Annotated in this window: 18 protein-coding genes; 6 read left to right on the top strand and 12 right to left on the bottom strand. The window is 75.7% G+C overall.

Annotated features, from left to right (window positions below; all coding sequences use genetic code 11):
- Positions 1 to 144 precede the first annotated feature (144 nt).
- Complete coding sequence (locus ACI8AB_RS05665) at positions 145 to 2,100, top strand: MFS transporter (protein WP_456949289.1); 1,956 nt, start codon at positions 145 to 147, stop codon at positions 2,098 to 2,100.
- 69 nt (positions 2,101 to 2,169) lie between these two features.
- Here the strand turns inward: ACI8AB_RS05665 and ACI8AB_RS05660 are convergent, their stop codons facing one another.
- Positions 2,170 to 2,817 carry a LysE family translocator gene (locus ACI8AB_RS05660; RefSeq protein ID WP_456949288.1) on the bottom strand — a complete coding sequence of 216 codons (648 nt, stop codon included), beginning with the start codon at positions 2,815 to 2,817 and terminating at the stop codon, positions 2,170 to 2,172.
- 126 nt (positions 2,818 to 2,943) lie between these two features.
- Complete coding sequence (locus ACI8AB_RS05655; RefSeq protein WP_456949287.1) at positions 2,944 to 3,546, bottom strand: antibiotic biosynthesis monooxygenase; 603 nt, start codon at positions 3,544 to 3,546, stop codon at positions 2,944 to 2,946.
- 184 nt (positions 3,547 to 3,730) lie between these two features.
- Here ACI8AB_RS05655 and ACI8AB_RS05650 point away from each other — a divergent pair, with 184 nt between their 5' ends.
- On the top strand, positions 3,731 to 4,432 hold the full coding sequence (locus tag ACI8AB_RS05650; protein WP_456949286.1) for a M50 family metallopeptidase: 702 nt from the start codon (positions 3,731 to 3,733) through the stop codon (positions 4,430 to 4,432).
- On the opposite strand, the gene ACI8AB_RS05645 is transcribed toward ACI8AB_RS05650, so the two are convergent.
- Positions 4,429 to 6,810 (bottom strand): glycoside hydrolase family 65 protein, encoded by a 2,382-nt coding sequence (locus ACI8AB_RS05645; protein WP_456949285.1) that lies wholly within the window; start codon positions 6,808 to 6,810, stop codon positions 4,429 to 4,431. The two genes, ACI8AB_RS05650 and ACI8AB_RS05645, sit on opposite strands and share 4 nt — an antisense overlap.
- Positions 6,807 to 7,538 carry an HAD family hydrolase gene (locus ACI8AB_RS05640; RefSeq protein WP_456949284.1) on the bottom strand — a complete coding sequence of 244 codons (732 nt, stop codon included), beginning with the start codon at positions 7,536 to 7,538 and terminating at the stop codon, positions 6,807 to 6,809. Before ACI8AB_RS05640 ends, ACI8AB_RS05645 begins: the two co-directional genes overlap by 4 nt.
- 202 nt (positions 7,539 to 7,740) lie before the next feature.
- Between ACI8AB_RS05640 and ACI8AB_RS05635 the strand changes: the two genes are divergently transcribed.
- The gene (locus tag ACI8AB_RS05635; protein WP_456949283.1) at positions 7,741 to 8,286 is read left to right on the top strand and encodes a YbhB/YbcL family Raf kinase inhibitor-like protein; all 546 of its coding nucleotides are present in this window, start codon (positions 7,741 to 7,743) and stop codon (positions 8,284 to 8,286) included.
- 90 nt (positions 8,287 to 8,376) lie between these two features.
- Here ACI8AB_RS05635 and ACI8AB_RS05630 read toward each other — a convergent pair whose 3' ends face one another.
- Entirely contained in the window at positions 8,377 to 9,180 is an 804-nt protein-coding gene (locus ACI8AB_RS05630; protein ID WP_456949282.1) for a GNAT family N-acetyltransferase, read from the bottom strand.
- A gap of 121 nt (positions 9,181 to 9,301) precedes the next feature.
- On the opposite strand from ACI8AB_RS05630, the gene coaA reads away from it, so the two are divergent.
- Entirely contained in the window at positions 9,302 to 10,255 is a 954-nt protein-coding gene (gene coaA / locus ACI8AB_RS05625; protein WP_387988182.1) for a type I pantothenate kinase, read from the top strand.
- A gap of 273 nt (positions 10,256 to 10,528) precedes the next feature.
- Complete coding sequence (locus tag ACI8AB_RS05620; RefSeq protein ID WP_387988181.1) at positions 10,529 to 10,732, top strand: DUF5999 family protein; 204 nt, start codon at positions 10,529 to 10,531, stop codon at positions 10,730 to 10,732.
- Positions 10,733 to 10,800: 68 nt separating this feature from the next.
- Here the strand turns inward: ACI8AB_RS05620 and ACI8AB_RS05615 are convergent, their stop codons facing one another.
- On the bottom strand, positions 10,801 to 11,622 hold the full coding sequence (locus tag ACI8AB_RS05615) for a hypothetical protein (protein WP_456949281.1): 822 nt from the start codon (positions 11,620 to 11,622) through the stop codon (positions 10,801 to 10,803).
- A 105-nt stretch (positions 11,623 to 11,727) separates the two neighbouring features.
- On the opposite strand from ACI8AB_RS05615, the gene ACI8AB_RS05610 reads away from it, so the two are divergent.
- Positions 11,728 to 12,366, top strand: coding sequence for a DUF5701 family protein (locus ACI8AB_RS05610; RefSeq protein WP_456949280.1), 639 nt, complete (start codon positions 11,728 to 11,730; stop codon positions 12,364 to 12,366).
- Between the two features lie 50 nt (positions 12,367 to 12,416).
- Here the strand turns inward: ACI8AB_RS05610 and gcvP are convergent, their stop codons facing one another.
- The 6 genes from gcvP to gcvH form a co-directional block, all read right to left on the bottom strand.
- Entirely contained in the window at positions 12,417 to 15,404 is a 2,988-nt protein-coding gene (gcvP, locus tag ACI8AB_RS05605; protein ID WP_456949279.1) for an aminomethyl-transferring glycine dehydrogenase, read from the bottom strand.
- A 147-nt stretch (positions 15,405 to 15,551) separates the two neighbouring features.
- The gene (locus ACI8AB_RS05600; protein ID WP_456902460.1) at positions 15,552 to 16,127 is read right to left on the bottom strand and encodes a MerR family transcriptional regulator; all 576 of its coding nucleotides are present in this window, start codon (positions 16,125 to 16,127) and stop codon (positions 15,552 to 15,554) included.
- A gap of 301 nt (positions 16,128 to 16,428) precedes the next feature.
- Positions 16,429 to 16,914: a bifunctional nuclease family protein gene (locus tag ACI8AB_RS05595; RefSeq protein WP_387988177.1), complete on the bottom strand. Its 486-nt coding sequence runs from the start codon at positions 16,912 to 16,914 to the stop codon at positions 16,429 to 16,431.
- A 91-nt stretch (positions 16,915 to 17,005) separates the two neighbouring features.
- Positions 17,006 to 17,743, bottom strand: coding sequence for a transcriptional regulator FtsR (gene ftsR, locus ACI8AB_RS05590; protein ID WP_387988176.1), 738 nt, complete (start codon positions 17,741 to 17,743; stop codon positions 17,006 to 17,008).
- Between the two features lie 18 nt (positions 17,744 to 17,761).
- The gene (gene odhI / locus ACI8AB_RS05585; RefSeq protein WP_387988175.1) at positions 17,762 to 18,280 is read right to left on the bottom strand and encodes an oxoglutarate dehydrogenase inhibitor Odhl; all 519 of its coding nucleotides are present in this window, start codon (positions 18,278 to 18,280) and stop codon (positions 17,762 to 17,764) included.
- Between the two features lie 264 nt (positions 18,281 to 18,544).
- A complete protein-coding gene (gene gcvH, locus ACI8AB_RS05580; protein ID WP_387988174.1) occupies positions 18,545 to 18,949 on the bottom strand; it encodes a glycine cleavage system protein GcvH in 405 nt (134 codons plus the stop codon).
- Between the last annotated feature and the right edge of the window lie 59 nt (positions 18,950 to 19,008).

Raw genomic sequence — 19,008 nt, 5'->3', positions numbered from 1 at the left:
GTCCGGTGACGGCACCCGACGGTTCCGTTGACGCCTGCAACAGTTCGCCGCTACGTTCCGCGCCGGTGTGCTCCGCGCCACACCGGCGGCCCGGCCGGGCCGCCTCCTCCCCGTGCTCGGCGCTGCGCCGGGAAGGGACCGCACGTGACCGCTACCGACGTCCGACCGAGCGAGACGCCCACACCGCCCCGCGGTGGGGGCCTGCGCCGGCTGTGGGACCGCAAGCTCGACCGCTACCCCGACACCGGCCCCCGGTCGCTGTACCTGGGGATCACCGTGCTGGCCACGGTGGTCCTGTACTACGAGCTCTACGTCGGCGGTGCCGTCGCGACGCAGATCATCGCCGAGCTCGGCTACTCGTTCACCGGCTACGTCTTCGTCTCCGTCATCGGCAACCTGGTCGGCGCCTTCGCCTCGCTGTTCGCCGGCCTCGCCGACCGCTGGGGCCGCGCCAACCTCGTCGTCGGCGGCCTGCTCATCACCGGACTGATCCTCCTGGTGGGCCTGCCGCACGCGCCGGGCAAGACGGCCTTCACCGTGCTGTTCGCGGTGCTGAGCTTCGTCGAGGGCGTCGTGCTGGTGGCCACCCCGGCGCTGATCCGCGACTTCTCGCCGCAGGTCGGCCGCGGGGTCGCCATGGGCTTCTGGACCCTCGGCCCGGTGCTGGGCAGCCTCGTGGTCACCACGGTCTCCAGCAACACCCTCGACGACCACCCCGACTGGCGCTTCCAGTTCTACGTCTGCGGCATCGCCGGCCTCGTCGTCTTCCTCGTCGCACTGGTCGGGCTGCGCGAGCTCTCCCCCGCCCTGCGCGACCAGCTGATGGTCAGCATGCGCGACCGCGCGCTCATCGAGGCCCGGGCCCGCGGCCTGGACACCGAGCAGGCGCTGAAGGGCCACTGGCGGCAGATGCTGCGCTTCGACGTCGTCGGGTCGGCCTTCGCGATCAGCATCTTCCTGCTGCTCTACTACATCCTCGTCGGCTTCGCGGTCGTCTACTTCGCGACCGTGTTCGGCTACTCCGAGCAGCGCGCCAACGCGCTGGCCAACTGGTACTGGGTGACCAACGCGATCGCGCTGGTGGTCACCGGCGTGCTCACCGACCGGTTCCGGGTGCGCAAGCCGTTCATGGTCGTCGGGACGCTCGTCGGCCTGGTGGGCTCGGTGCTCTTCGCGCTGTCGGCGACGAAGCCGGAGACCGGCTACTACACGATCGCGGTCTACTTCATCCTGTCGGCGGCCGGCGGCGGCATGGCCTACGTCGCCTGGATGGCCTCCTTCACCGAGACCGTCGAGCGGCACAACCCGGCCGCGACGGCGACCGGCCTGGCCATCTGGGGCTGGCTGCTGCGGATCGTGGTGACGGCGTCGCTGGCGGTCTTCACCCTCGTCGTGCCGGCCACCTCGGTGCTGGTCGACCAGGGGTCGCGGGTCACCGAGATCGTCGAGGCGCACCCGCAGGAGGTCGCCGTCCTGTCGGCCGTCCCGCCGGAGGCGTCCGAGGCGCTGGCCGCGGACCCCACCGACGTCGACGCGCTGGCCACCGCCCTCGGCGCCGTGGCCACCCAGCAGGGCGCCGACGCCGACGAGGCCGCCGCGGTCTCCGAGGCGGTGCGGAACCGGGCGCCGCAGCTGGCCGCCGCGCAGGCGGTCGACCCGGCCACGCTGGCCGCGCTGCAGGAGGACCCGGCCGACGCCGCGGCCGGTGCGGCCGCCGTCGGGCAGATCGCCCAGGCCCTCGGCGTCGACGCCGGCACCGCCACCCAGCTGCTGGTCGGCCTCGGCGACCCGGCGGTGCAGGCCGACCTCGCGCTCGTGCAGCGCTACGCGACGGTGCTCACCGACGCCAACACCGCGATCCCGGCCGACGACCTCGCCTACCTCGCGGCCCACGGCGACGAGGTCGCCACCGCCGCCGAGGAGAACCCGCACCAGTGGCAGCGCTGGTGGTGGGTGTGCGTCGCCGGGCAGGTGCTGTTCCTGCCGTTCGTCTTCGTGATGGCCGGCCGGTGGAGCCCGCGCCGGGCACGCCAGGACGAGCAGGCGCACGAGGAGATGGTGGCCCGGGAGCTGGCGGCCCTGCAGCGCACGGACGCCTGAGCACCGCCGCACGGCGGGCCGGGGAGCGCACGCTCCCCGGCCCGCCCGCGTCCCCGGCCCGTCCCGCCCTCAGCGGGAGGCGGCCGCCACCCGCACGCCCAGACCCACGAGCACCGCGCCGGAGGTGGCGTCCAGCCCGCGGCGCACCCGGGGACGCCGGAACCAGCTGCCGGCCCGGCCGACGCCGGCCGCCAGCCCCAGGTACAGCGCCGTCTCGACGGCCACCTGCAGCAGCCCCAGCAGCGCGGCGGTCGGCAGCGGGGAGCTGCCGGCCGGGACGAACTGCGGGTAGAAGGCGATCATGAAGACGGCCAGCTTCGGGTTGGCCAGCTGCACCAGCAGCCCCTCGGCGAAGGCCCCACCCCAGCGCCGGCGCACCGGCCCCGCCGCGGCGCCGGGCTCCTCCACGGGACCGGCGCGCAGCGCCCGCCACAGCGCCCGGCCGCCCAGCCACAGCAGCACCGCCGCCCCGACGGCCCGCAGGACGAGGAAGCCGGCCTCGGACGCGGCGACCGCGGCCGCGACCCCCGCGCCGGCCAGCAGCGCCCAGACGAACAGCCCGGCCTCGAGCCCCAGCACCGTCGGCACCGCGGCGGCGCTCCCCCGCAGGGCCGCCCGGCGCACGACGAGCGCGACGGCCGGTCCCGGGGTCGCGGCGATCAGCAGCACCGCACCCAGGAAGGCGGGCAGCGCGAGCAGCAGCGCCGGGACGTCCACCCGACCAGCGTGGCAGGGACCCCTCCCGGCGTCGCCGGCTTTTTCGTCTCCCGTCGTCCCCAGCTACGTGTGGTACAGGTAGTTGGGGATAACGGTTGATGACGAGACCGGACGGGTCCAGGTCGCTCAGCGCCGGCGGTCGCGCCAGGGCCGGCCGTGCAGCCACCACTCGAGCCGGCGGGTGATCCACGGCAGCAGCAGGTAGGTCATCACCGGGGTGAGCGCCAGCGTCACGACCAGCACCCGCAGCGCCACGGGCACGTCGGCCAGCAGCGCCCCGAGGGTCACCGTGGCCAGCAGGTTGAGCGGGTAGAAGACCAGCCAGATCGTCGTCGCCTGCTTCCACCGCGGCGGCGCCGGCGGCCCGGCAGGGGTGGCGACCTCCGTGCTGACCGGCTGGTCGAACCAGCCCTCGATGCCGGTGCGCCGCTCGGTGCGGGTCACCTCGGCCAGCCCCTCCGCCGAGCGCAGCCACCAGGCGCGCTCCGCCGAGGCCTCCCAGGCGTCGAGCGCCTCCTGGTCGGCGAAGCGGCAGAGCATGTGCCACTCGTCCGAGCCGCCGCGCGGTCGCACCCACCCGGCGCCGAGGAAGCCCGGGAAGGACTCGGCCATCGTCATGCCGGCCCGGATCCACGCCGTCATCTCCCGGGTGTGCGACGGATCGGCCCGGCGGGTGAAGGAGACGGTGACCGGGAGGCGTGCGGCGGCGACCGGGAGCGACGTCGTCATACCGCCAGGATCGGCGACCACCGGCGGGCCGCGCAGGCCGTCCGGGCGTGATCTGCCCCGCCCTCGCCGCTCTCCTCCTTCGGCCGGACCACTACCCGGTGCGCCCATTAGTTGGGGATAACGGACGACACGGCGTCCGGCGGCCTCCGGGGTCCTGCCCGGTGCGTGCGGTTGACTCGCCGGGATGGACGCCGTCGACCGCCTGTGGACCCGCGTGACGGGCGAGGCACCCCTCCCGCCCACGCTCCTGGCCGGGGCCGCCGCCGTCGCGCTGCTCGTGGTCGCCACCCCCGCGCTGTGGCGGCCGGCGCGGACCGTCGTCACCATCGCCCACGAGGGCGCGCACGGCCTGGCCGCGCTGGCCACCGGCCGCCGGCTGGCCGGCATCCGGCTGCACTCGGACACCTCGGGGCTCACCGTGTCCCGGGGCCGGCCCACCGGCGCGGGGATGGTGCTCACCTGCGCGGCCGGCTACGTCGGGCCGGGGCTGTTCGGGCTGGGCGCCGCCGCGCTGCTCGCGGCCGGGCACGCCGTCGGGGTGCTGTGGGCGCTGCTGGCCCTGCTCGCGCTCCTGCTGCTGCAGATCCGCAACCTCTACGGCCTGTGGGCGGTGCTGGTCACCGGCGCGGGCCTGGCCGCCGTCACCGCGTGGCTGCCACCGGCCGGGCAGGCCGCCGTCGCCGCCGCGGTCACCTGGTTCCTGCTGCTGGCCGCGCCGCGCACCGTGCTCGAGCTGCAGGGCGCGCGCCGGCGGCGGGCCGCGCCGGACTCCGACGCCGACCAGCTGGCCCGCCTCACCCGGCTGCCCGCGCTGCTGTGGGTGGGCGTGTTCCTGCTGGTCGACCTGGCCGCGCTCGGCCTCGCCGTCCGGTGGCTGCTCCTCTAGCGCCCCTGGGAGGAGTACGGGCTGCGCCGCCGCGGCTCGGCGCCGTGCGGCTGGACGACCTTCCCGGTGTCGGGCGCCGGCGGGACGTCGACCACCAGGTCCTCGTGGTCGACGGTCACCCGTCGGCCGTGGTGGTGCACGTCGAGCGGGTCGCCGTCGAGCAGCCGGTAGGTGGCCTGCTCCTTGGTCACGGTGACCTGCAGGACGCGGCCCTGGTAGGCCAGCCGGAAGCGCAGCCGGGTGATCCGCTCGGGCAGCCGCGGCGCGAACAGCAGGTGCCCGTCGTGGTCGCGCATGCCGCCGAACCCGGCGACGGCGACCGTCCACCCGCCGGCCATCGAGGCGATGTGGAGGCCGTGCCCGGAGTTGCCGTGCAGGTTCTGCAGGTCGGTGAGCGCGGCCTCCGCCCAGTAGTCGTAGGCCAGCTCCAGGTGCCCGGTCTCGGCGGCCACCACCGCCTGCTGCGCGGCCGACAGCGAGGAGTCCCGCACCGTGCGGGCCTCGTAGTAGGCGAAGTCGGCCACCTTCTCCTCGAAGGTGAACGCGTCCCCGCGCAGGTGCAGGGCCATCACCAGGTCGGCCTGCTTGACCACCTGCTTGCGGTAGATGTCGAAGTACGGGTAGTGCAGCAGCAGCGGGTAGCACTGCGGCGGCGTGTTCGCGAAGTCCCACTCCTCGTGGTGGGTGAAGGCGTCGGACTGCATGTGGACGCCCAGCCGGGTGTCGTAGGGCACGGCCATCAGCCGCGCGGCCCGCCGCCAGGTCTCCACCTCGTCCTCGGTGACCTCCAGCCGGCCGGCGACGTCGGGCTGCCGGTCGACCGCCGCGGCCGCCTCGCGCAGGTTCCGCTGCGCCATGAGGTTCGTGTAGACGTTGTTGTCCACCACGGCGGTGTACTCGTCGGGGCCGGTGACGCCGTCGATGCGGAAGCCGTGCTCCTCGTCGAAGTGGCCGAGCGACGCCCACAGCCGGGCGGTCTCGATCAGCAGCTCCGCGCCGAAGTCGCGGTCGAACTCCTCGTCGCCGGTGGCGTGCAGGTACCGGACGACGGCGTCGGCGATGTCGGCGTTGATGTGGAAGGCCGCCGTCCCGGCCGGCCAGTACCCGGAGGTCTCCTCGCCGCGGATGGTCCGCCACGGGAAGGCCGCGCCGTGCAGGCCGAGCACGCGGGCCCGCGCCCGGGCCTTGTCCAGGGTCGAGTACCGCCAGTGCAGCGCGTCGCGGGCGGCGTGCGGGGCGATGTAGGTGAGCACCGGCAGCACGTAGGTCTCGGTGTCCCAGAAGGTGTGCCCGTCGTAGCCGGGGCCGGTCAGCCCCTTGGCCGGGATGGGCTGCCGCTCGGCGCGCAGGCCCGCCTGCAGCAGGTGGAAGACGCCGACCCGGACGGCCTGCTGCAGCTCGTCGTCGCCGTCGACCTCGACGTCGGCGCCGGCCCAGAACTCGTCGAGGACCTGCCGCTGCTCGTCGGCCAGCCGGGCGAAGCCGGCCAGCTTGGCCGTGGCCAGCGCGCCCTCCACCTGGTCCCGCAGCGCCGCCGCGGACCGCCGCGAGGACCAGCCGTAGGCGAGGTACTTGACCAGCTTCACGCCCGACCCGTGGCCGGGCAGCCGCGCGGCGAGCGTGTAGCGGGCGAGGTCCTCACCGGCCTCCATGTCCTCGGTGGCGGTGTCGGGCACGTCGACGACGTGGTCCATCCCCGCGGCCATCCGCAGGTGGCTGCGCCGGGTGCGGTGCACCATGACCGCGCGCCGCCCCCGGGCGACGCTGAACTCGTTGACCAGCGGCCGGCGCAGCGCCGCCGCCGCGCGCGGGTCGTCGCCCTCGCTGCCGCCGTCGACCGGCTCGTTGGCCAGCAGGTCCGACTGCAGCGCGATGTAGAGGTCGCCCCGGTCGTCGGTGCACTCGACCTGGTACTCGATCGCGGCGATCGAGCGGCGGCGCAGCGAGACCAGCCGGGTGCTGGTCACCCGCACCGTGCGGCCGTTGGGCGAGCGCCACTCGGTGACCCGGCGCAGCACGCCACGCCGCAGGTCCAGGCTCCGGCGGTGCTCGACGATCTCGCCGTAGTCCAGGTCCAGCGGGGTGTCGCCGACCAGCAGCCGGACCAGCTTGCCGTCGGTCACGTTGACGACGGTCTGCCCCTGCTCGGGGAAGCCGTAGCCGGCCTCGGCGTAGGGCAGCGGCCGCTCCTCGAAGAAGCCGTTGAGGTAGGTGCCGGGGACGACGACCGGCTCCCCCTCCTCGAACGAGCCGCGCAGCCCGATGTGCCCGTTGGCGAGCGCGAACACCGACTCGTGCACGCCCAGCGACGAGTGGTCCAGGCCGATCTCGGTCAGCGACCACGGCTCGACCGGGAAGGTCGCTCTCCCCTCGGTCACGTGCGGTCCTCCAGCAGCTGGTCGAGGTCGGTCACGACGACGTCGGCGCCGTTCTCCTTGAGCCCGTCGGCCTGCCCGACCCGGTCCACGCCGACGACGAAGCCGAAGTGCCCCGCCCGCCCGGCCGCGACGCCGGCCAGCGCGTCCTCGAACACCGCGGCGGCGGACGGTTCGACGCCCAGCGCGCGGGCGCCGGCCAGGAACGTGTCGGGGGCGGGCTTGCCGCGCAGCCCCTCCCGCGCGGTCACCACGCCGTCGACGCGGGCGTCGATGAGGTCGGCGAAGCCGCCGGCGGCGATGACCTGCTCGCCGTTGGCCGAGGCGGTGACCACCGCGGTGCGCAGGCCCGCCTCCTTGACCGCGCGCAGGTAGGCGATCGACCCGGGGTAGACCTCGACGCCGTGCTCCTCGAGCTCGGCGAGCAGCAGCTCGTTCTTGCGCCGGCCGATGCCGTGCACCGTCGGCGCGTCCGGCGGGTCCTGCGGGGAGCCCTCGGGCAGCGTGATGCCGCGGCTGGCGAGGAAGTCGCGGACGCCGTCGGCGCGCGGCTTGCCGTCGACGTAGCGGTTGTAGTCGAGCTGGGTGAACTCCGGCGCCTGCGGCTCCCGCGCGCGGAGGAACTCGTCGAAGGTCCGCTTCCAGGCGGCCATGTGCACGGTGGCGGTGCGGGTGAGCACGCCGTCCATGTCGAAGAGGCAGGCACGGATGCCGTCGGGGAGTCCGAGCACGCTGCGGACGCTACCCAGGCCGGTCCCCGGCGACCCGTCGAGATCACGCGGGCCGTCGAGATCACGCGGGCCGTCGAGATCACGCGGGCCGTCGAGATCACGCGGGAGCCCGTCCCGTCCGGGGCGCGCGGCGCGGACCCGCTGCCTAGGGTCGGCGCCGGGACGGCAGCGGCCGCCCCGTCCGCCCGACGAGAGGACCCCGATGGCCGACCGCCCCCAGCCCCCGAGCCCCTACGACTTCCTGCCGCCCGTCCCGTCGTTCACCGTCACCAGCACCGACGTGACCGACGGCGAGGTGCTGCCGATGCCGCACGTCAGCGGCGTCATGGGCGCCGGCGGCGAGGACCACTCCCCGCAGCTGTCCTGGTCCGGCTTCCCCGAGGAGACCAAGGGGTTCGCGGTCACCGTCTACGACCCCGACGCGCCCACCGCCTCCGGCTTCTGGCACTGGGTCGTCACCGGCATCCCCGCCGACGTCACCGAGCTGCCCGCCGGGGCCGGCAGCCGGGACGGCGCGCAGCTGCCGGCGGGCGCCCGGCAGCTGCACAACGACGCCGGCTTCCGCGGCTACGTCGGCGCCGCTCCCCCGGCCGGTCACGGCCCGCACCGCTACTTCACCGTGGTGCACGCCCTCGACGTCGAGGACATGGGCGTGCCCGACGACGCCAGCCCCGCCTTCCACGGCTTCAACCTCTTCGGCCACACGCTGGCGCGCGCCGTGCTGGTGCCCGTCTACGTCCAGGACTGACCGGTCCGGGACCGGCCGGCCGCCGGCGGGGGCGTCCGGGACCCGGGGGATCTCGGCCGGCCCGAGCCGCCCCGGGCGCCCCGCGGCGGCTCAGGCCGGCGGGCGGGCGGCGACGCCGGTCGAGCCGAGCCAGGCGAAGCCCACCCGCTCGTACACCCGGGCGACGTCGTCGTCCCCGGCGGTGAGGAACACCAGCTCCGCCGTCTCCCGGGCCTGCGCGACCAGCGCCGAGGCCAGCGCCGCGCCCACCCCGCGGCCGCGGCGGCGCGGTGAGCTGGCCACGCCGACCACCTCGCTGATCTCGGCGCCGTCGACGTCGACCGGCTGGTGCGCGCCGACGGCGACCGGCTCGCCGTCCTCGACGGCGACCATCACCACGGTGCGCCCGGTGGCCACCCGCTCGCGCAGGACGGCGGTGCGCGCCTCGTCCGGCGGGCCGGGGTCGTCCAGCAGCCCCGCGCCGCCCTCCACGTGGGGGGCGAAGCCGCTCTCCAGCAGGTGCTGGTAGTGCGGCAGCCGCGGGTCCTCGCCGCCGACCAGGTACAGCCGCACCCCGTGCGGGAGCAGCAGCTCGACCGGCTCGTCGGCGACCAGCAGCGGGAACTCGGTGACCAGCAGCCCGGCCCCGCGGGCGGCGGCGCCCAGCGTCGGCGTCCGCTCGACCACCCACTCGACGGCGGCCGGCAGCCCCGCCTCCTCCTGCAGCGCGACCGCGGCGCGGACGTCGTCCCCGGTGACCTCGCGGGTACCCGGGCGCGGGCGGGCCGGGAACGGCCAGGCGGGCGGGCCGATCGGGACCTCGAGCGGGCCGGCGGCGACCGGCGGGGCGTCGGGCAGGGACGCGGCGACGGCGTACTGCTCGACGCGGTCGAGCAGCCCGGGACGCGTCGGCACACCGGCACCCTAGACGCGGCCACCCGGGACGGCGCCGCCCGAGGCCGCCCGGGGCCGGTCCCCCACCCCGGCGGGTGACCCGGCGGCGAGGGGCCGCGCACCCGGGCGGCACGATGGACCCGTGACGGCCGGGACCCGCCCCTCGATCTCGCCCTACGCGGCGTTCGACCGCGACACGTGGCGGTCGCTGGCCGCCACCCGCACGCTGCCCCTGGACGAGGCCGACCTGCGCGCGCTGCGCAGCCTGGGCGACCGCATCGACCTCGACGAGGTCGCCACCGTCTACCTGCCCCTGGCCGAGCTGCTCAACCTGCACGTCACCGCCAGCCAGCGGCTGTGGGCGGCGCGCAACCGGTTCCTCGGCGACACCACCGCCAAGGTCCCCTACGTCATCGCGGTCGCCGGCAGCGTCGCCGTCGGCAAGAGCACCACCGCCCGGCTGCTGCAGACCCTGCTGGCCGCCGCCCCCGGCTCCCCACGGGTCGACCTGGTCACCACCGACGGCTTCCTGTGGCCCAACTCCGTCCTCGAGGCCCGCGGCCTCATGGCCCGCAAGGGCTTCCCCGAGAGCTACGACCGGCGCGCGCTCATCCGCTTCCTGTCCGACGTGAAGTCCGGCCGCGGCGAGGTCAGCGCGCCGGTCTACTCCCACCAGTCCTACGACGTGCTGCCCGGCCGGCGGCAGGTCGTCGACCGGCCCGACGTCCTCGTGCTCGAGGGGCTCAACGTGCTGCAGGCCGGCCGCCGCGACGACGGCCGGGTGCCCGAGGTGTTCCTCTCGGACTTCTTCGACTTCTCCGTCTACGTCGACGCCGCCGAGGCCGACATCCAGCAGTGGTACGTCGAGCGGTTCCTCGCCCTGCGGCGCACCGCCTTCGCCGACACCTCCGCCTACTTCCACCGCTACGCCGACCTCAGCGACGACGACGCCCGCGCCACCGCGCTGTCGATCTGGGCCGCGGTCAACGGCCCCAACCTGCGGCAGAACATCGCCCCCACCCGCTCGCGCGCCCGGCTGGTGCTGCAGAAGGCGGCCGACCACTCGGTGCGCCGGGTGCTGCTGCGCAAGCTCTGACCTCCTCTCCCTCGTGGTTGCCCGTCCCGAACCGGTCACGCGGCGCCTGAGTTGGGGATAACGGTCGAACGGCCGGCGGGGCGGCGCGCATGGTCCGCCTGCCGCCGCGGCTGCCGCCATGGCGAGGACTGACGACCCGATCGGGTCAGGTGGTGAGGTTCGTCACCTGACACCGCCCCCGGGTCGGCGCACACTCGGAGGCGTCCGGTCACCGGACACTCACCGTCAGTGATGTCGGCGGTCCCGCCGCCGGCCCGATCCGGAGTCCTCCCGATGTGCGTACACCCCACCCCCTGCCCCGACGCCGCCACCGACGCGCGTGACCTCGCGGTCGTCGTGAGCAGCCACCCGGAGCAGGGCTGGAGCCTGCTGTGCAACGGCGTCGTCCTCTTCGACGACGACGGCGAGCTGCTCCCCGACGGCAGCGCCGTCGCCGACCACCACCAGTGGCGGACCGCCGGGCTGGTCCGCGCGTAGCGGGAGCCCTCGGAACGACCGGGCGCCCGTCCCCCTCGCGGGGACGGGCGCCCGGTCGTCCCGCGGGCTCAGTCGAAGGCCGCCGCCCCGGCGTCGCCGAACAGGCCGGCGAAGGCCGCGGTGTCGGGCGCCGGGTCCCCGGGCCCCGCGGACTGGGCGAGGAGCAGCCCGCGCGACCCGTCGACGGCGACACCGACCAGCTTGGTGACCGTGTCGCCCCACCCCTCGACCGTGACCTGCAGGCCGGCGCTCTCGCCGCCGACCGCGGGCAGGTCCAGGGGCGCGAGCCGCACCGTGGCGTCGAGGCCCCACGGAGCACTGACCGTCACCGACGAGCAGGCGCCCAGCAGCTCGTCGACCGGCAGCGTCAGGCCGGCGAGCTCCGGCGACTCGGCCAGCACCTGGTAGGTGCGCACCTCGTCGCTGCGGGCGACCTGCGCCGCCACCACCGGGTCGGCCGCCTCGTCGGCGGGCTCCGGCAGCGCCTCCAGCACGTCGGCGCACGCCGCGGGCTCCACGCTCACCCCCTCGGGCGGGCCGTCGTGCTCGCCGTCGTCGTCGCGGTCGTGCCAGCCGCCCCAGCCCCGGCCCCAGCCCCAGCCGTCGCCGTCGTCGCCGTCGTCGAGCCGGACGACGGACGCGTCCGGGCCGAACGCCTCGGCGGGCAGCAGCCGGTCCCCGAGGTCGCCGGCGGCCGGCGTCTCCCCGGGCGTGCCGGGATCCTCGGCGGGAGTGGGGTCGGGGGCCTCCTCGGTGGCCGCCGCCGGGCTCACGTCCTCGGGCCCGGCCGTCTGCTCCCCGGTCCCCCCGCACGCCGCGAGCAGCGCCGCCCCGCAGGCCAGCACCCCCGCGCACGCCGTCCGCCGCACCCGTCGCGTCCTTCCCGCCATGCGGTGATGGTCCCCCTCGCCGGGGAGCGGCGTCGAGGGGTCGGAACCGGACCGCGCCCCGAGCCGTTGGTCCGCCGTCCGTCACCGTCGCCGGAGGTGCCCCCCGTGCCGACCGCCCTGCTGTCCCTCCCCGCCCCCGCCGAGCAGGCCGAGCGGCTGGTCGCCGCCGGCGCCCACGAGCGCGCGGGCCTGTCGACGACCGAGCTGCGCGCGCTGGCGGCGGGCGTCCCGGACGACGGCCTGCTCGTCCTCGCGCCGTCGCTGCTGCCGGCCACCGCCCTGGTGGAGCTGGTGTCCTGGCGGGACCGGCCGGTGTTCGTCGTCGTGGATCTGACCGACCTGGACGCCTTCGCCCCGCTGGAGGACGCCGCGCCGCCCGCCGACGTCTACGCCCTCTCCTCCCCCGAGCGCGGCGACGGGTTCCGCAACTGCACCCCGGACGAGTCGCTGCCCCGCATCCGCGCCGCCGGCCGGACGCCGCTGACGGTGACCGAGGGGCTGACCTGGCTGCTGCAGTGCCCGGACCTGCTGGAGCGCAACGCCTGCACGATGACCGTCGGCTCCCGGGTGCTGCGGACCGACGGGTCGCTGGACGCCCGCACCCCGGCGCTGTGGATCAGCAACGGCACCGGCCGCGACGGCCCCGAGCGGCGGGGCACGGCGAAGGTCGGCTGGTGCTGGGCGGGCAACCGGCACACCTGGCTCGGCATCGCCTCCGCCGCCGGCCGCACCCCGGTGTCGTGAGGGAACGGCCCCGCTGCCGGGGCCCGGGCCCCGGCGGCGGGGCCCTCCGACTAGGCCTGGGCGCCCACCACGTCGGCGGCGGTGCCCAGGTCGTCGGGGGCGCCCTCGCCGCGGTCGGGCACGCGCGTCCGCGGCGCGTGCGCCGGCTCCGGCTCGGCGAAGGCCTCCGGCGGCGGGCAGGAGCAGACCAGGTTGCGGTCGCCGAAGGCCTGGTCGATCCGGCGCACCGGCGACAGGTAGCCGCGGGTGACCAGCGAGGGCACCGGGAACACCGCCGCGCCGCGCGGGTAGGGCCGGTCCCAGTCCCCGGCGAGCATCTTCAGCGTGTGCGGGGCGTTGCGCAGCGGGTTGTCCGCCTTGTCGTACTCCCCCGACGCGACCCGCTCGATCTCCCCGCGGATGGTCACCATCGCCTCGACGAACCGGTCGAGCTCGGCCTTGTCCTCGCTCTCGGTCGGCTCGACCATCAGCGTGCCGGCCACCGGGAAGCTCATCGTCGGCGCGTGGAAGCCGAAGTCGACCAGCCGCTTGGCGATGTCGTCGTTGGTGATGCCGGTGGCCCGCGTCAGCGGCCGGATGTCGAGGATGCACTCGTGGGCGACCAGCCCGCCCGCGCCGGTGTAGAGCACCGGGAAGTGCTCGCGCAGCCGGGCGGCGAGGTAGTTGGCGCCCAGCACCGCGTGCTCGGTGGCCCGCCGCAGCCCGGCGGGGCCCATCAGCCGCAGGTAGGCCCACGAGATCGGCAGGATCCCGGCCGACCCCCACGGCGCGGCCGACACGGCCGGGCCGGAGCCGCCGGTGTCGGCCAGCGGGTGGCCCGGCAGGAACGGCACCAGGTGCTCCCGGACGCCGATCGGCCCGACGCCGGGCCCGCCGCCGCCGTGCGGGATGCAGAAGGTCTTGTGGAGGTTGAGGTGGCTGACGTCGGAGCCGAACCGGCCCGGCCGCGCCAGCCCGACCATCGCGTTGAGGTTGGCGCCGTCGACGTACACCTGCCCGCCGGCGTCGTGCACCGCGGCGCAGATCTCGCGGACCTCGGTCTCGAACACCCCGTGCGTCGACGGGTAGGTGATCATGATGGCGGCCAGCCGCTCGGCGTGCTGGTCGATCCTGGCGCGCAGGTCGGCGACGTCGACGTTGCCGGCCTCGTCGCAGGCCACCACGACCACCCGCATCCCGGCCATCACCGCGCTGGCGGCGTTGGTGCCGTGCGCGGAGCTGGGGATGAGGCAGACGTCGCGGTGCGACTCGCCGCGGGAGGCGTGGTAGCCGCGGATCGCCAGCAGCCCGGCGAACTCGCCCTGCGAGCCGGCGTTGGGCTGCACGCTCACCGCGGCGTACCCGGTGATCTCGGCCAGCCAGGTGCACAGCTCGTCGATCAGCTGCCGGTAGCCGCGCGCCCGCTCGGCCGGGGCGAAGGGGTGGAGCCCGGCGAACTCCGGCCAGGTGATCGCGGCCATCTCGACGGCGGAGTTGAGCTTCATCGTGCACGACCCCAGCGGGATCATCGTGCGGTCCAGCGCCAGGTCCTTGTCCGACAGCGAGCGCAGGTAGCGCATCATCGCCGTCTCCGAGCGGTGCGCGGAGAAGACCGGGTGGGTGAGGAACGGGGTGCGCCGGCGCAGGGCGGCGGGCAGCGCGTCCGGGCCGTCGTCGTCGAGGGCGGACTCGTCCGCGGCGACGCCGAACGCCTCGGCCACCCGGCGCAGCACCTGCGGCGTCGTCGTCTCGTCGCAGGCGACGGCGACGGTGTCGGCGTCGACCCGGCGCAGGTCGATCCGCCGGGCCGCGGCGGCGGCGACCACCTCGTCGGCCCGTCCGGGGACGCGGGCCTGCACGGTGTCGAAGAACTCCTCGTGGACGACCTCGACGCCGCCGGCCCGCAGCCACCCGGCCAGCGCCAGCGCGCTGCGGTGCACCCGGGCGGCGATCGCGGTCAGCCCCTCGGCCCCGTGGTAGACGGCGTAGGCGCCGGCCATGACGGCGAGCAGCACCTGCGCGGTGCAGATGTTGCTGGTCGCCTTCTCCCGGCGGATGTGCTGCTCGCGGGTCTGCAGCGCCAGCCGGTAGGCGACGTCGCCGTCGGCGTCGACCGACACCCCGACCAGCCGGCCGGGCAGCTGCCGGGCCAGGCCCTCGCGCACCGACAGGTAGCCGGCGTGCGGGCCGCCGTAGCCCAGCGGGACCCCGAAGCGCTGCGTGCTGCCGCAGGCGACGTCGGCACCCCACTCGCCCGGCGCCTCGAGCAGGGTGAGCGCCAGGACGTCGGCGGCGACGACGACGGCCGCGCCGGCGGCGTGCGCGGCGTCGGCCAGCGCCCGGTGGTCGCGGACCGCGCCGCTGGCGCCCGGGTAGGACACCAGCACGCCGAACGCGCCGGCCTCGGGCAGGTCGGCCGGCCAGCCGGCGGACAGGTCGGCGACGTGCAGCCGGATGCCCAGCGGCTCGGCGCGGGTCTGCAGCACCGCGAGGGTCTGCGGCAGCGTGTCGGCGTCGACGACGAACACCGCGTCGGGCTTCGCGCGCCCGGCGCGGCGGACCAGCGTCATCGCCTCGGCCGCGGCGGTGGCCTCGTCGAGCATCGAGGCGCCGGCGACGGGCAGGCCGGTGAGGTCGGCGACCATCGTCTGGAAGTTCAGCAGCGCCTCGAGCCGGCCCTGGCTGATCTCGGGCTGGTAGGGCGTGTAGGCGGTGTACCAGGCGGGGTTCTCCAGCACGTTGCGCTGGATGACCGCCGGGGTGACCGTGCCGGAGTAGCCCAGCCCGATCATCGGCACGGCGACCTGGTTGGCCGCGGCCCGCTCGCGCAGCTCGGCGAGCACGGTGGCCTCGTCGGCGGCCGGGGGCAGCGAGAGCTCGTCGCGGTCGCGCACCGCCTCGGGGACGGTGGCGTCGACCAGCGACTGCAGCGAGTCGTGGCCGACGGCCTCGAGCATCGCGGCGGTCTCGTCCGCCCGGGGGCCGATGTGCCGGCCGGCGAAGGAACCCGCGGGGCTCAGGGAGCGCAACGACGGGAGGGAGTGAGCAGCGTCCGCCACTGCCACGACGCTACCAGCGCCTCCCGCGCGGGAACGGCGGACCGCTCACGACCGCCGGGCGGGGCGTTCCCCGGACGCGCGGGAGGGGCGTCCCGCGGGGTGCGGGACGCCCCTCCCGGACGTGCAGGTCCGGCTACGCGGTCTGGGCTACGCGGTCTGGGCGCGGCGACGGCGGCGCAGGGCCAGCTCGTCGTCGGCCGCGTGCAGCGGCGCGCCGTCCAGCCGCTCGGCGGGCAGCTCGGCCAGCTCGCCGGACAGCTCGCGCAGCGCGCCGGACACCGCGATGCCGAAGACGCCCTGCCCGCCGGCGAGCAGGTCGACGACCTCCTCGGCCGAGGTGCACTCGTAGACCGTCGCCCCGTCGGAGAACAGCGTGACGTTGGCGAGGTCCTTGATCCCGCGGTTGCGCAGGTGGTCGACGGCCTTGCGGATGTTCTGCAGCGACACCCCCGTGTCGAGCAGCCGCTTGACCACCTTCAGCACCAGGATGTCGCGGAACGAGTACAGCCGCTGTGTCCCCGACCCGGTGGCGCTGCGCACCGAGGGGGCGACCAGACCGGTACGGGCCCAGTAGTCCAGCTGGCGGTAGGTGATCCCGGCGGCGGCACACGCCGTCGGGCCGCGGTACCCGACGAGGTCGGTGTCGACCTCGTCGTAGTCCGTCGCCCCCACGGCGGCGTCGCTGAAGAGCTGACCCTGGGAGCCCTCGCTCTGGTCGCTCACGTCAGCGTCCTCCTTCGAGTCCCGCCACAGGCGCGGCGGAGCGTCCCGGAGTGCTCCCGCTTCCCCACGGGTCACACCGGTGTTGTCCGCGACCGTAAGCCGGGCCCCCAGGGCGGTCAACTGACGCGGGCGGCGTGTCGCCCCACTCACCCCGAGAGAGTGGTATCGGCAGCTCCGCGCCGGACTCCAGCGTTCTGTGACTGGTGTGACGAGCGAGACGCACGGGGTCCCACCCGTCCCGTGGGTGCACGGGCGGCAGCCGGGACGCCGCTCCCCGGCGGCGTCCCGCGCCCACCGGGCGTCAGGCGCCGCCGGAGCCGGAACCGGCGCCGAAGTCCTCGGGCGAGATCTGGTCGAGGAACTCGCGGAACTTCTCGACCTCGTCCTCCTGCTCGTCGGGGATCTCGATCCCGACCTCGTCGAGCAGCTCCTCGGCGCCGTAGATGGGGGCGCCGGTGCGCACGGCCAGGGCGACGGCGTCCGACGGGCGGGCGCTGACCACCCGGTCGTCACCGAAGTCCAGCTCGGCGATGTAGATGCCGTCGCGCATCTCGGTGATGTTGACCGCCTCGAGCGTGGCGCCGAGGGTGCGCACGACCTCGCGGAGCAGGTCGTGGGTCATCGGCCGCGCCGGCCGCACGCCCTGCTGCTCGAACGCGATGGCGGCGGCCTCGACCGCGCCGATCCAGATCGGCAGGTACCGCTCCCCCTGCGTCTCCTTCAGCAGCAGGATCGGCTGGTTGCCGGGCAGCTCGACCCGGACCCCGACAACTCTGAGTTCCTGCACGGTGTTGCTCCTCAGCTGCGGCGGTACGGGGAGGCGCCGGTCTGCGGTGACGGACGGCCGGTCCGGCGGCTGGGTCCACGGTACGCCGGACTCACGGGCGCAACAGGTCGCGCAGTCGCGCCTCCAGCAGCGCCCGGTGCAACTGCGCCGACAGCGCCGCGAGCTCGGCCAGCTGCTCGGTGGCGCGGGCCCGCGCGTCCTCCGAGCGGGAGCGCAGCACCGGCGCGAGCAGCTGCTCGACCAGGGCGGCCTCCCGTTCCGCGCCGGTGCGGAACACCCGCAGGTGGCGCGGCTCGATGCCGTGCCGGGCCAGCCCCGCAGCCGCCCGCGCGACCGGCAGGTCGCCGGCCGGGTGCCGCCCGTCGGCGTCGGGGACGAGCAGCCCGAACTGGACGCAGTCGCCCAGCTGGGCCGGTGTCAGCCCGGCCGCCGCGGCGAACGCGGCGGCCTCCATCGGCCCGGACGCCGCCGCGGCGTCCCCGTCCGGCCGGAGCTCCTCCGGCACGGCCGGGGCGGCCGGGTCCGGCACCGGCTCCCCGCGGTCGAGCGCGTCCAGGTGCTCCTTGATGACCCGCAGCGGGAGGTAGTGGTCCCGCTGGGCGGTGAGCACGTACCGCAGCCGGTCGACGTCGGCCCGGGAGAACTTCCGGTACCCCGACGGCGTCCGCTGCGGGGAGACCAGGCCCTCGGCCTCGAGGAACCGGATCTTGCTGATGGTCACGTCGGGGAAGTCGTCGCGCAGGGCGCCCAGCACCGCCCCGATGGTCAGGCGGGGGGTGCGGGCGTCGGGCGCGCCGTCCCCGGACGCGCCGGCCGGCGCGGAACGCAAGGGATCAGCGCCCCGCTGTCAGCGGGCGGCGGGCTCGCCGGTGCGCGGGCCGGTCAGGTAGACGAGGCGGAACTTGCCGATCTGCACCTCGTCGCCGCCGGACAGGGTCGCGACGTCGACCGGCTCCCGGTTGACGTAGGTGCCGTTGAGGCTGCCGACGTCGTGCACCGAGAAGCCGCCGCCCTCGCGGTGGAACTCCACGTGCCGGCGGCTGACGGTCACGTCGTCGAGGAAGATGTCGCTGTCGGGGTGCCGGCCGGCGGTCGTGACGTCCTGGTCGAGCAGGAACCGGCTGCCGGCGTTCGGACCGCGCTTGACCACGAGCAGCGCCGACCCGGCGGGCAGGGACTCGACCGCCCCGGCGTGCGCGTCGGCCGAGGGCTCCGCGGCCTCCGGGACGTCGCCGGTGTCCTCGCCGCCGACCTTGGGGATGACGCTCGTCGACTCCCCGACGCGCTCCTGGGAGAGGGCGGCGCCGCACTGCGCGCAGAAGCGACTGCCCTCGGGGTTGTCGTGGCCACAACGAGTGCAGTGCACGTCTGTCTCCTCCGGTGCAGGGGGCACCGCCGCGGGCATGTGGTCCTGCCGCGGGCGGCCGGCGGACGACGGCACCGGACGGTGTCGTCGCGGGTCGGCCGCCGTGCGGGGCACGGCGGGCCGTTGGTCATGGAACCAGCGGTGGTCCCGAGGGTCAACCGGACGCCGGGGAGGTGTCACAGCTGTCCCACGGGGCCGTCGAGGACCCGTTCCCAGGGGCAGCATAGTGATCGTCCCCGGGCGCCCGGGCGGCCCGGGGGGTGGTCAGGACGCGTCGACCAGCGCCTGGTAGGCGGCCGCGTCGAGCAGGTCGGCGGTGGGGTCGCCGCCGTCGCCGGCCACGGTGATCTCGACCAGCCAGCCGGTGCCGTAGGGGTCGGCGTTGATGGTCTCCGGGGCGTCGCCGAGGGCCTCGTTGACCGCCGAGACGGTCCCGGCCACGGGCGAGTAGACGTCGGACACCGACTTGGTCGACTCGACCTCGCCGATCGGGTTGCCGGGGCCGACCTCCTCCCCCACCTCGGGCAGCTGCACGAACACGATGTCGCCGAGCGCGTCCTGCGCGTGGTCGGTGATGCCGACCCGGACGACCGTGCCCGCCTCCCCGCTGCCCTGCACGAGCGCCCACTCGTGCTGGTCGGTGTAGCGGCGGTCGTCGGGCGTGCTCATGCGGTGTCGTCTCCAGGTCGGTCGTGGCCCTCCTGCAGGGGCCCGCGCCGAGCGCCAGC

Source organism: Geodermatophilus sp. SYSU D00698 (genome assembly GCF_054050335.1).
This window is presented reverse-complemented; position numbering and strand designations above follow the sequence as displayed.

Coding starts and splice junctions, on each gene's coding strand:
- ACI8AB_RS05655 (WP_456949287.1), bottom strand. CDS start 3,546: ATGACGACGTCGCTCCCGGTCGCCGCCGCACGCCTCCCGGTCACCGTC.
- ACI8AB_RS05650 (WP_456949286.1), top strand. CDS start 3,731: ATGGACGCCGTCGACCGCCTGTGGACCCGCGTGACGGGCGAGGCACCC.
- ACI8AB_RS05635 (WP_456949283.1), top strand. CDS start 7,741: ATGGCCGACCGCCCCCAGCCCCCGAGCCCCTACGACTTCCTGCCGCCC.
- ACI8AB_RS05620 (WP_387988181.1), top strand. CDS start 10,529: ATGTGCGTACACCCCACCCCCTGCCCCGACGCCGCCACCGACGCGCGT.
- ACI8AB_RS05615 (WP_456949281.1), bottom strand. CDS start 11,622: ATGGCGGGAAGGACGCGACGGGTGCGGCGGACGGCGTGCGCGGGGGTG.
- gcvH (WP_387988174.1), bottom strand. CDS start 18,949: ATGAGCACGCCCGACGACCGCCGCTACACCGACCAGCACGAGTGGGCG.